Here is a 12,312-nt window from a genome sequence, read left to right as displayed (position 1 = left end):
TTTTTGTTTGAATAAAGTAGCAATTAATAAGTATGTTCACGGTATAAACTGATTACTTTCCCTAAAATTTGGACATCGGGTAAGATAATAGGTTCCAATGTATCATTTTCTGGTTGTAAGCGAATATGTCCTTTTTCTTTGAAGAAACGTTTGCAGGTCGCTTCACCTTCATCTGTCATGGCAATTACGATGTCACCATTTTTGGCAGTAGATTCTTGACGAACAATGACGTAGTCACCATCAAGAATACCGGCTTGAATCATTGAATCTCCGCGGATTTTCAGCATAAACAAGGTTTCTGATTGATTTTTTAGAGTAGGTGGTACAGGGAAATAGTCTTCAATATCTTCAACAGCTGTTATTGGTTGACCAGCTGTAACGATACCTATCATTGGAATACCATGGATATTAATGCCTAAAAGGTCGAGACCTTTATCAGTAATTTCCATTGCTCTAGGTTTCGTCGCATTTCTTAATAGGTAACCATTCTTTTCAAGTTGTGAGAGATGTCCGTGAACGGTTGATGTAGACGATAGGTTAACGGCTTCACAAATTTCACGAACAGTTGGGGGAAACCCTTGGCTTTGAATGTTAGAATAAATAAATTGTAAAATTTGTAATTGGCGTTCTTTCATTAGCTTTGCTCCTTTTGTTGGATGTGAAATCTAACTTTGCGCTATATTTTTAATAAGTATAGCACATACGTTCGGTATACACAAACATACATTCGATAAGAAATGTGTTTGCCTTTATCGGTACAGAATCAGTTCTATTTGCCTAAATTTTGTTATAATAGGTTTTAATGAGAACAGGAAATAGGGTGTAAACATGACAAATCGTGGGTATTTATTTATTTTCAACCAAGCTGCAGGTAACCGAAAGAAGAATGATACAAGCCAGTTGATTATCAACGTAGCAGACCAATATAGTATTAGCAAAGAAGATTTGTTTCTCGTTTATTCAACCTCGATATAATCCAGCCAATTTTTAATCGAACGCTTTGCCAATCGTTATCGTGACGGCGTGGTTATTGCTTGTGGTGGTGATGGTACAGTATTATCTATTGGCAATTTGGTCATGTATACATCTTTGATCTTTTCAATTTTGCCTTTGGGCACGGGCAATGATTTATATAGTGGCCTATATGGAAAAAGATCGATTGCTGATCAACTGCATCACATTTTTGTTGGTGCGACAGCGCCTACGGATGCCATCTTTATTCCCGAAATCGACCAATATGTCTTAAATATTGCGAGCGTAGGTTTAGATGCTGCCGTGGTTGAGGCTGCCAATAGTTTTAAAGATAGGGTGAAACTATTCCAAAAATATGCTTATATGGTTTCAATCCCAAGTGCGCTGAAAGGCGGTACTGCTTTTCACGTGAATATAAAAGCTAAACTAGGCCAAGAAGTGTTAATGGTAGAACCTAGTCCCTAGATATTAGCCGCCATATGTAATGGCGTGATGTATGGCGGTGGATTTAAGATAAATCCATCCGGTCAAATTAATGATGGTGTTTTGGAACTCGTATATGCCGATCAGTTGCCAACGCGCAAAATACGCCCATTGATCATGAAGTTTTTCTCTGGTAAACACGAGGATGTTGAGGCCCTTCATCATTTATTATGTGATTGGGTTCATTATGCCAGTAAAGATGGGGCGGATATGGTGGTAAATTGCGATGGAGAAATTTATCATTTACCAGCTTTTACGGCTCAAGTGAAGAAACACGCATATAGAAGAATTGTATAGTAAAAAACCACAGCTCTACCAATTAAGGTGGTCTAGCTGTGGTTTTTGTATTATTCGAAATAAGGCAGGGCATCGGCCAAACTGTTTAAAACAGCAATAATTTTATCATTCTTGGCGATTGCTTCATCCGGCAGTGGTTCCTCAGGTATGAGTAAAATATCAACTGCTGCAAGTAGGCCAGCCGTAGCGCCCGCCAAACTATCTTCAAAAATAACCGCTTTGTCAGCTGAAACTTGAGCTAATTCAAGTGCCTTGAGGTAAATATCTGGGGCGGGCTTGAGGTTTTTAACATGATCCCCCATGATAATATGGTCAAAATATTTGGCTAAGTCATAGCGATCTAAAATAAGTTGACCACGACTAGTAGGCGTATTAGATGCAAGAACTAGTTGTACATCAGCTTTATTTTGTAAATAGGTCAGTAATTCTATGGCATAGGGTAAAAGGGGGACGTGGCCAGCATTTAATTCATCAATAAAAAACTGATCACGAGCTTTTTTTACTTGTTGCGTAATCGACCAATCTTTCACATAACGATCAATCGTTTCCATGTTACTAGCACTTGACGCGCCACGCATATAAAAAAGGTTTTCCTTAGGTACGATATTTTCTAGGTTCAACATTTTTAAGGCATGTTGCCAACCGTTTGCATATACATGCTCCGATGAAACTAAGATACCATCCATATCAAAAATTGCTAATTGTAAATCTTTATACATTCAAATCCAACTTTCTGTCAAAATGTTTCACAAAAAAGTCCAACTTGAAGCCTAATATGCTATACAAGTTGGACGAACACAAATTAATTTAATTTAATTCATCTGTTGTGACAATTTCATTTAAAGCTCTGATAAAGCTTGTAATATCCTGTTTAGAAATATAACCCATAGTGCTTACCCGGAAGGTATCTTCAGTTAGGGCATCTAGGCCTACACCGACTTCAATATTTCTTTTTTTCAGTTCCTTAATGTAATACTTTGCTTTACCAGGTGCGAGAATACAAGTTACGCTATTTGAAGCGGAAGAAGGATTTTTGGCTAAAAGTTGGAAGCCCAAATCTTTCATACTTGTCCGAAGTAATTTGGCATTTTCAGCATGGTAGGTGTAGACATTTTCGAGACCTCTCGCTTCTAGCAGCTGTAAGGCTTGATAGACGGCTACCAGGATCTCGGTAGCTGGTGCATTTTTTGTAAAAATAAGATCAGCATCTACAAGGTTTCCCCCAAATGGTGAAGTTGACTTATCGGCAGCAATGCTTTCTGCACGTTGCCAAGCACGATTATTCACTGCTATGAAGGATAAACCTGGAGGGGCCATTAAAGCTTTTTTTGAAGTAGTGAGGACTACATCAAGATGCTTTTGGTCCATATCGATTGGCATGCAACCTGCTGATGATACCGCATCGACGATTAGTAATATATCTTCATATTTTTGGACTTGCCTACCAAATTCTGCAATATCGGTTGTAATACCGGTGGCACTTTCATTATGTGTGACTAATATACCACGGGTATTAGCAGTAATATGACTGAGTGTTATATTCACATCAATATCTTCCCCATTTGCAAATTCTACGGGAATCGCATTTAAGCCAACTCGGACTGCTAGTTCATAAAATAATTTACCAAATTTTCCATTATAGGGCACAACCACTTCATCACCGGGGGCGAAGAAATGTTGGCAGGAAGCAGCCATCGTTTCTGTACCAGAACCTGGTAAAACAAGGACCTCATGTGCGGTTGCAAAAATCTTTTTCATACCATTTTGAACTGTCTGATATATATTTTTGATATTATTTGGATCTTGCAAAATAGCCCAATTATCAACTGATTTTAGCACTGGTTTTGGTAGATTAGTGGGGCTAAGTAATATTTGCTTGTTTGAATGCATATTTAGTCACCTACATTATTTTGGCGTTACAAAAACGGTTTTTTGTTCAAAATAGTTAACAAATCCTGGTTTACCGCCATTGGGTTTCTTCACATGTTTGACTTGTGTATAATCAACGGGCACATTTGAAGCATGTCGATATTTAGAATGTGCGGCTGCTAGTTCAGCTGCTTCCACAATTTCTTCATCGGTAGGATTGTTTGTTTCAAGAATAACATGGGAACCAGGTATATCCTTGGTATGAAACCAGTAGTGATCTTTGTGTGCAGTTCGCATCGTTAGTTGGTCATTTTGTTTATTATTGCGACCGACTAAAATGCGATTACCAGCAGATGATTCAAATTCATGTGGCTTCGCAGAATCATTTTTTGAGCGTTTTTTATGATCTTGTTTTTGTTTACGTATATATCCTTGCTCCACTAATTCTTCACGGATATCTGCCAATTCATTTGGCTCAGCCATCTCTATTTGAGTCTGGACAGATTCTAAATATTGAATTTCGTTTTCTGCATCTAATTTTTGTAGTTCAATATGGTCGATAGCTGCACGGAGTTTATTATATTTATGGTAATATTTTTGCATGTTTTGTGAAGGTGTTAGGGCAGGGTCTAAACTAATAGTAATTGGTGTATCATTATCATAGTAGTTATTTAAAACCACTTCAGCCTGACCTTTTTCAATTTGATATAGGTAGGTTGTCAATAGTTCACCTTTCAGTTTAAACTTATCTGCCTTGCTTGATTTAAGTAAATCTTGATTTAGATTATCTAAGCGTTTGCGTTGATGCGCCAAATTTTTATCCACGACTTGAATAATTGCATTCCCAACTTGACGTACATAATCATGCTTACTTTTTTCAATGTAGTATGTTGTGAGTAAATCACTTAAGCTATCGAAATGTGTTTGCTCGCCGGTAACACTTTGGTAGGGAAAGGCGAAGAAAACTTGATTATCACCGTCTTGTACCATAGTTGGGTTGGGTTGATCAAAACCTTTTGTGAAGTTTTGAATTACTTGGTAGGGTTTCAAATCAGAGTGTTCAATTAAGAACGCTAATTCATTCGCAGAATCTTTTCCAAGGCCCATCAGCTGACTTTGTAAGAACTTCGGTGTCATTAATGATTTATCTGTTTCAAACTGTTCGCCTATTTTAAAAGGATTGATTTGATTTTGATGGGGTGGTAATTGATAGGTTGCACCTGGCAAAATAGTACGGAATGTATTTTGATACATTGGCACGTGTTTGATTGCATCAATAATTTTTGCGTCTTGGTCTAATAAAAAGATATTTGAATGGCGCCCCATAATTTCAACAACTAACTGTTGTTTACTTTCATCGCCAAGTTCATCACGTCTAATTAAGTTGAAGATAATGATACGGTCATTATCGTACTGTTCAATATTCTCAATAATATTTCCTTCTACATACTTCCGCAATACCATGGTAAAGTTCGGTGGTGTTTCAGGATTATTGTAAACTTGTTCAGTTACTTGTAGTCGTCCAAAATTTGGATGGGCTGAGATTAATAATTTATGATTTTTTCGATTCGCTCTAATTGTGAGTACCAATTCCATGTCATAGGGTTGCTGTACTTTGTGAATACGGCCTCCTTGAAATTGTGTATTTAATTCTTGAATCATTGCATGGGTAAACATACCGTCAAAAGACATGTTAGCACCACCTTCCTAACTTTATATTATAGGCGTTTTATGCTATTTTGGCAAAAATGTCGGTTTGCTTGCTACTATTAGTTTGGAAAAGCAGATATACAGAATAAATGAAAAAATGTTATATTTAGTCTTGTCATTTTTCTCATGATTTGTTAATATTTATTTATAGAATATTGAATCAAGCGAAGGGAGTCACTCAAATGTTTTCTGAAACACGTACAATGAAATATTGGCAAAGCCGCAAGAATTAGTTGTATCTGCCTCGTGCGCATAGATACAACTTCAGTTTTCTGGACTGTATCTATGTGGTGAAACCTATTTGAGTACTTCAAAATAAACGCCCACATAGACATGATAGTGATTTTTGAAAATCATTGGTGTGGGATGTAAACGTCCTACAGTCTAAATGGGGCGTTTTTTTATTGCATTAATATTAGGAGGAATAACATGAAGAAGATATCAGGATTAGGGGCAATATTGGTTATTGCATTATTTTCAATTTATTTGGCTATGCCGTCACTGATTGCACGCCGGGATGCAGAAAACACAGCAAATGAAAAAGTGAGTGAAACAAAGTTAGTTGAGACGGATGATGACATCTTAATTGGTTTGTTACAATTTATTCAACATCCTTCTTTAGACTTAATTAATCAAGGGATTTATGACGGTTTAGCTGAACGTGGCTATGTTGATGGTGAAAATATCACAATTGATTATCAAAATGGCCAAGGAAACCAATCAGACTTAGCAATGATTGCAGATTCATTTATCGCTGAAGATGCGGATATCTTGGTTGGGATTGCAACACCAGCAGCACAAGCATTAGCAAATGCAGCCAACGGTGATCGTCCTGTTATATTATCGGCGGTATCTAATCCAGTGGGTGCAGGTTTTGTCGCATCTGATGAAGAACCAGGAGCAAATGTTACGGGTGTTACGGATTTAGCGCCAGTTGATAAACAGTTCGATTTGATGCAAACCTTACTACCAGGTGTACAAAAAGTTGGTATTATTTATAATTCATCAGAAACAAATGTAACAACAACTGTTGAGGCGGCAAAAGCTGAAGCAGAAGCTCGTGATTTAGAAGTTGTGGAGCTGACGATCACTTCAACTAATGACCTTGCTTCAGTAGCAGAACAACTGGCTGGCCAAGTAGATGCGATCTTTGTACCAAACGACAATACCATTGCCAGTGCTATGGATACCCTAATTCAAGTGACAGATTCGCATCAAATTCCAGTTATTCCAGTAGTAGATGCTATGGTGGCTGATGGTGGTTTAGCTACTGTGGGTATTAATCAATATCAATTTGGTATCCTAACTGCGAAAGTCATTGCGGATGTCATTGAGGGAGCTGACACAGCGACCTACCCAATTATTTACAATGAAGCAACAGATACTTTTATCAATACAGAAAAAGCTGCAGAATTAGGCATTGAAATCCCACAAGAAATATTGGATTCAGCTATTGATGTAAATAGTGATGAATATGCCGAATTAGTAGGCGCATAAGGAGGGAAGATTATATGGAAATGATTATTAGTGCAATTTCTCAAGGAACAATCTGGGCTGTAATGGGCTTGGGTATCTATATCACATTTAGAATTTTAAATGCGCCTGATATGACGACTGAAGGATCTTTCGTCTTAGGCGCAGCCATGGGGGCACAAATGCTTTCATTTGGTGTTGATCCATATACGAGCTTACTGCTTGCCTTCTTAGCTGGAATGGCTGCCGGGGCAATTACCGGTTTCTTAGTAACACGTCTGCATATCAATCCATTATTGTCAGGTATTATTACCATGACAGGTATTTATTCTATTAACTTGAAGGTCATGGGTAAGGCAAATATGTCTTTATCAGGACTTGATACATTGAAGACAAGTATTGCTGGGTTAAGTCTTCCTCGAAATGTTGATACGATTTTTATTGGCATGATAGTAGTTTCGATTATCACTTTATTTTTAACTTATTTCTTTAAAACTGAAATGGGCCAAGCTTTAATTGCTACAGGTGACAATATTCAAATGGCAAAATCTTTGGGTATTCAAACAGGTGAAATGAAGATGCTGGGCTATATGTTAGCCAATGGTTTAATTGCCATCTCAGGTTATATAGTTGCTACTGACAATGGATATGCCGATATTCAAATGGGTGTGGGGACAGTGGTAATTGGTCTAGCCTCTATTATTATTGGTGAAGTATTATTTAGAAATGTAAAACTGGGGGTACGATTTGTGACGATTTTAATAGGTTCTATTATCTACCGTTTATTATTAACGATCGTCTTAATGTTAAACTTCGATGCCAACGATTTCCGTTTATTCTCAGCAGTAATTGTTGCAATCTGTCTATCTATTCCAACCATCCAAAACAAACTAGCTGATTACCGTGAATACAGAAAGGTGGCTAAATAATGACTTCATTATTAGAAATTTCTCAAGCAAGCAAAATTTTTAACAAACGTACACCGGATGCCTTCGCAGCTTTAGATGATTTATCCTTAACTGTTGAAAAGGGTGACTTTATCACAATTGTTGGTGGAAATGGTGCGGGTAAATCTACGCTTTTGAATGCAATTGCAGGTACCTTTCTGTTAGATTCCGGTAGTATTCTGTTAAATGGTCAAGATATTACGCGCACAGCTGAGGAAGATCGCGCAAAATTAGTTTCACGCGTCTTCCAAAATCCAAGTATGGGCACAGCACCAAGGATGACTGTTGAAGAGAACTTATCTTTGGCTTTAAAACGAGGGCAAAAAAGAGAATTTGGCTTGGCCTTGAAAGATGGAAATCGCCAACTGTTCCATGAAGCATTAAGTCAATTACATTTAGGATTGGAAAATCGATTAGATGCTGAAATCGGACTTCTTTCAGGAGGGCAAAGACAAGCAATTGCTTTATTGATGGCAACAATAGTAAAACCTGAAATTTTACTCTTAGATGAGCATACGGCAGCGCTTGATGCAAAGACTTCAAAACGCATTTTAGAAATTTCATCAGCTCAAGTTGACGAACATAATTTAACTGCACTTATGATTACACACAATCTTCAAGACGCATTGATTTATGGGAATCGCATGATTCTATTACATCACGGAAAAATTATTCGTGATTTTTCTAAAGATGAAAAAGATGCATTAACAGCTGCAGATTTATATCAGATTATGGCTGATTTAGCCGAATCAGACTATCAAGATGCAACAATTTAAATAAAAAATAATCCCCCTCACGAACATCACTTATGTGTGACTCACCTGAGGGGGATTTAATTTTAAGCTTAAGCTAATTTAGCTAGACGGTCTGGTTGGAAACCATAAAAAGCTTCTTGATCTTCAGCTACGATAACTGGAACAGCTTGAAAGCCCATGTTTTTTACTTTGGCTAAAGCTTCAGCAGATTCAGTTACATCAATAGTTTGGAATTCGATTTCTTTTTCAGTTAGATATTTTTTTGTAAAGTTGCATTGCATGCAGTTTGGTTTTGTATATACAGTTACCATTGTTATCCTCCTAAATTACCAACATGTAGTAATATTTATGTGTGTTACCACAATATATAGGGTAAACTTCAAAGAGTCAAGGTGTTCACCTTAATTTACCAGCTGAATTTTTGAGAATTTTAGGAGAAGCCTGCTGCGACAAAAGTTTTAGAAAGATTAAATAATTGGCTATGGGTATAAAAGTGCAAATTTAGTTTTTTGTATATTCTGTTTTGTAAAATGAATACCTGAATAATTCATAGTTTGACTAATAGTCTTTCCTAACATTGATTTAATAGTCTTTAAAGTAATCTGCTTCATCACCCATTAGGTGATGAAAAAAGACCCCCTTTCTGATATGGTTAATTCACCACAAACTACCATAGAAAGGGGTTCTCTCAGTGGTTACTTTACAAGAAAATGCCGTAAAATTCAACAATAATTTAATCGTTTCTCATGATGGTGCTCGTTTATCAAGTGATTCTGGTTTAGTCCTAATCGAACAACACTTAACACATATTCTCCCCTCATTTGAAAGTGAATTAACTTGCTTTTTTTCCTTCCGTTATTTATAATAAGTTTGACATTAAAATAAGAAGTGCGGGAGTAACTGGCAGTTTTTTACTGCTACAGTGCCACCAAACGTAGATAATTTATCTGCTGGTGCTGTATTAAATAGTAAGACGCATACGGAAGTGAGTGAGTTTTTCCGTATGCGTCTTTTTTATCTCACTCCAAAAGCATAGAAAGGACAGAAAATGGATTATTATAAAGAAAGTAATGAAACGGTATTGTCGTCTTTAAACACCTCTACCGAAGGAATTATGACGGAGGATGCAAAAAAGCGGCAAGAAGAACAAGGGTTTAATGAAATCAGTAGAAAAGATAGACAGTCTACACTCTCTATGTTCATTGATACCTTTAAAGACCCATTGGTTATCGTCTTGCTTATCGTTGCCATCGTGCAAATCGTATTAGGAGAAGCTGTTGAATCTCTCATTATTTTTGCGGTGCTTATCATCAATTCAATATTAAGTGTCGTTCAAACAAAAAAGGCAGAAGATTCTTTAGAGTCTTTAAGACAAATGGCTACTCCAACGACTACAGTCATTAGAAATGGTCGCCCACAGAATGTGGAAGCCAGAGAATTGGTTAAAGGAGATATTGTTATATTAGAAGCTGGAGACAATATTCCTGCAGATGGCCGTTTGATTGAAGCGGAATCTCTTCAAGTCGTAGAGGGATCTTTAACAGGAGAATCAGTAGCCTCAGATAAATTTACAGATGCTTTAGAGGAAGACACCCCTTTAGCTGACAGAAGCAATATGACTTATAGCGGAACACTTGTCACATATGGTAGAGGGAAGATGGTTGTAACGGCTATCGGCGAAGACACGGAAATGGGTAAAGTTGCCCAGTTAATTCAAAGTGCAGAAGCCAAACAAACACCTTTACAACGTAAGCTGGAAGATTTCAGTAAAAAATTGGGTATTGGCATTCTTCTCCTATCAATACTGATTTTCGGAATACAAGCTATTCGTATTTTCTTAGGTAATCCGCAGGCTACACAGTTCCATTAGTCAATGCCTTCATGTTTGCGGTAGCCGTTGCTGTTGCAGCTATACCAGAAGCATTACAGTCCATTGTAACGATTGTATTGTCTGTTGGGACAAAAGAAATGGCTAAGCAACATGCCATTATTAGACAATTGCCCGCAGTTGAAACACTGGGCTCAACTAGTGTTATCTGTACTGATAAAACAGGTACTTTAACTCAGAATAAAATGACGGTAGTGGATGCATTTATTCCAAATGGTGAATCAAACTTGTTCTCAGGGGATAAGCAAACGTGGTCAGAGTCTGAAAGATTACTCATGCAAATAGCTGTGTTAGCTAACGACTCCAATATCGATGAAAAAGGAGAATCTAGCGGTGACCCTACTGAAGTGGCCTTAATTGTTTACAGTAATAAACAAAATGCTCCATACGAGAATATTCGCTCGACATACCCGCGTTTGCTAGAATTACCTTTTGATTCAAGCAGAAAGAGAATGTCCACTGTCCATGAAATCGATGGTGAAAAACGTCTGTTAACTAAAGGTGGACCGGATATCATCTTTAACTTGTGTTCACGCATTAAGATGAATGGTGAAATCGTTGAATTAACGGAAGAAAGATTAGAAAGACTCAAAGCTCAAAACGAAGAATTTTCTGACCAAGCTTTTCGTGTCTTAGCTTTTGCATACAAACCCATTGAAAAAGATACCGTCGAAGTTGAAGACGAAAGTGACTTAATCTTTATTGGTCTACTTGCGATGATTGATCCTCCGAGAGAAGAAGTCTATCATGCCGTTCAAGATGCTGAACATGCTGGCATTAAAACAGTTATGATTACGGGTGACCACAAAACAACCGCTCGTGCTATCGGACGTGACTTAAACATCTTTAAGGAAGGCGATCTAGCTTATACTGGACAAGAATTAGACGCGTTAAGTGATGAAGAGCTAATGAACAACTTAGAAAAAATATCCGTTTATGCTCGTGTCACTCCTGAAAACAAAATCAGAATTGTTGATGCTTGGCAAAAGAAAAACCAGGTAACAGCTATGACTGGTGATGGAGTCAATGACGCCCCTGCATTAAAACAAGCTGATATCGGAATCGCAATGGGAAGCGGAACAGACGTTGCTAAAGATGCCTCTGCTATGATTTTAACAGACGATAATTTTGTTTCTATCGTTCATGCGGTTGCTGTCGGGCGTACGGTTTACAGTAATATTAAAAAAGCTATTACTTACCTATTCTCAGGTAACTTAGGTGCTGTTATTGCGATTTTAGTTGCTTTATTACTCAATTGGGTTAACCCCTTTACAGCATTACAATTACTCTTTATTAACTTAGCTAATGATTCCCTTCCTGCTATTGCTTTGGGATTAGAGCCTAGAGAACCTAACGTCATGAATGAATCACCGAGAGATCCTGATGAGTCTATTTTGTCAGGAAAAACCTTAAGCACAGTTATATTCCGGGGTTCTTTAATCGGTCTAGCGGTTATCATTTCTCAGTTTATTGGGTTGCAGTACTCAGCTGAGATAAGTGTAGCGATGGCCTTTACAACACTTATTTTATCTAGAACATTGCAAGTATTCCCTGCGCGTTCGACTACTCAAACTAGTTTTGAAGCAGGATTCTTTACTAACAAATATATATTAATGGCCTTTATTGCTTGTTTAGGTCTATATGGTATCACTCTTTTACCGGTAGTTAGAGGGGTATTCTCAATCCCAGATACTTTTGGCTTAATGCATTGGGCTATTGCAACAGGATTGGCCTTATCTACAACTGTACTGATGGAATTGAAGAAAAAAGTTTTCCCCGCTAAATAAATCCTGAATAATTCATACTTTTAATTAAAACCATGTGAAACTGCCTCACGGCAGCTTACAATTACTTTTTCATCTTCACCCGTTAAGTGATGAAAAAAGAACCCCTTTCTGCTATGGTTAAAGTGACTAAA

The 12,312-nt window shown here is 37.4% G+C and carries 12 protein-coding genes and 1 pseudogene; 8 read left to right on the top strand and 5 right to left on the bottom strand.

Features of this window, described 5'->3' with window-relative positions; genetic code table 11:
* Positions 1-23 precede the first annotated feature (23 nt).
* Positions 24-635, bottom strand: a complete 612-nt coding sequence (lexA, locus tag B9P78_RS05315) for a transcriptional repressor LexA (RefSeq protein ID WP_094518477.1) — start codon at positions 633-635, stop codon at positions 24-26.
* A gap of 193 nt (positions 636-828) precedes the next feature.
* Between lexA and B9P78_RS10180 the strand changes: the two genes are divergently transcribed.
* The 3 genes from B9P78_RS10180 to B9P78_RS10170 are packed head-to-tail and all read left to right on the top strand — an operon-like array spanning position 829 to position 1,752.
* On the top strand, positions 829-975 hold the full coding sequence (locus B9P78_RS10180; protein WP_233487731.1) for a hypothetical protein: 147 nt from the start codon (positions 829-831) through the stop codon (positions 973-975).
* 15 nt (positions 976-990) lie between these two features.
* Positions 991-1,437 carry a diacylglycerol kinase family protein gene (locus tag B9P78_RS10175; protein WP_369824349.1) on the top strand — a complete coding sequence of 149 codons (447 nt, stop codon included), beginning with the start codon at positions 991-993 and terminating at the stop codon, positions 1,435-1,437.
* Complete coding sequence (locus tag B9P78_RS10170) at positions 1,438-1,752, top strand: diacylglycerol kinase family protein (protein WP_369824348.1); 315 nt, start codon at positions 1,438-1,440, stop codon at positions 1,750-1,752. It abuts the gene before it with no gap.
* A 50-nt stretch (positions 1,753-1,802) separates the two neighbouring features.
* Here B9P78_RS10170 and B9P78_RS05305 read toward each other — a convergent pair whose 3' ends face one another.
* The 3 genes from B9P78_RS05305 to B9P78_RS05295 form a co-directional block, all read right to left on the bottom strand.
* Positions 1,803-2,471, bottom strand: a complete 669-nt coding sequence (locus B9P78_RS05305; RefSeq protein ID WP_094518476.1) for an HAD family phosphatase — start codon at positions 2,469-2,471, stop codon at positions 1,803-1,805.
* An 88-nt stretch (positions 2,472-2,559) separates the two neighbouring features.
* The gene (locus B9P78_RS05300; RefSeq protein ID WP_094518475.1) at positions 2,560-3,642 is read right to left on the bottom strand and encodes an alanine--glyoxylate aminotransferase family protein; all 1,083 of its coding nucleotides are present in this window, start codon (positions 3,640-3,642) and stop codon (positions 2,560-2,562) included.
* Positions 3,643-3,657: 15 nt separating this feature from the next.
* Positions 3,658-5,313: an NFACT RNA binding domain-containing protein gene (locus tag B9P78_RS05295; protein WP_094518474.1), complete on the bottom strand. Its 1,656-nt coding sequence runs from the start codon at positions 5,311-5,313 to the stop codon at positions 3,658-3,660.
* Between the two features lie 447 nt (positions 5,314-5,760).
* On the opposite strand from B9P78_RS05295, the gene trpX reads away from it, so the two are divergent.
* Genes trpX through B9P78_RS05280 form a run of 3 tightly spaced genes read left to right on the top strand, consistent with a single transcriptional unit; the run spans position 5,761 to position 8,527 of the window.
* Positions 5,761-6,828 (top strand): tryptophan ABC transporter substrate-binding protein, encoded by a 1,068-nt coding sequence (gene trpX, locus B9P78_RS05290; RefSeq protein WP_094518473.1) that lies wholly within the window; start codon positions 5,761-5,763, stop codon positions 6,826-6,828.
* Between the two features lie 14 nt (positions 6,829-6,842).
* Positions 6,843-7,733, top strand: coding sequence for an ABC transporter permease (locus tag B9P78_RS05285; protein ID WP_094518472.1), 891 nt, complete (start codon positions 6,843-6,845; stop codon positions 7,731-7,733).
* On the top strand, positions 7,733-8,527 hold the full coding sequence (locus tag B9P78_RS05280; RefSeq protein WP_094518471.1) for an ABC transporter ATP-binding protein: 795 nt from the start codon (positions 7,733-7,735) through the stop codon (positions 8,525-8,527). Before B9P78_RS05285 ends, B9P78_RS05280 begins: the two co-directional genes overlap by 1 nt.
* Before the next feature lie 68 nt (positions 8,528-8,595).
* Here B9P78_RS05280 and nrdH read toward each other — a convergent pair whose 3' ends face one another.
* The gene (gene nrdH, locus B9P78_RS05275; RefSeq protein WP_094518470.1) at positions 8,596-8,817 is read right to left on the bottom strand and encodes a glutaredoxin-like protein NrdH; all 222 of its coding nucleotides are present in this window, start codon (positions 8,815-8,817) and stop codon (positions 8,596-8,598) included.
* A gap of 380 nt (positions 8,818-9,197) precedes the next feature.
* On the opposite strand from nrdH, the gene B9P78_RS10610 reads away from it, so the two are divergent.
* A complete protein-coding gene (locus B9P78_RS10610; protein WP_158520578.1) occupies positions 9,198-9,371 on the top strand; it encodes a hypothetical protein in 174 nt (57 codons plus the stop codon).
* A gap of 183 nt (positions 9,372-9,554) precedes the next feature.
* A pseudogene (locus B9P78_RS05270) lies at positions 9,555-12,181 on the top strand (cation-translocating P-type ATPase).
* Positions 12,182-12,312 lie beyond the last annotated feature (131 nt).

Origin of the sequence: Aerococcus sp. 1KP-2016, from assembly GCF_002252085.1 — a bacterium.
Lineage (GTDB): Bacteria > Bacillota > Bacilli > Lactobacillales > Aerococcaceae > Aerococcus.
The sequence above is the reverse complement of the archived record's forward strand: the minus strand, read 5'-3'. Positions and strand labels throughout refer to the sequence as shown.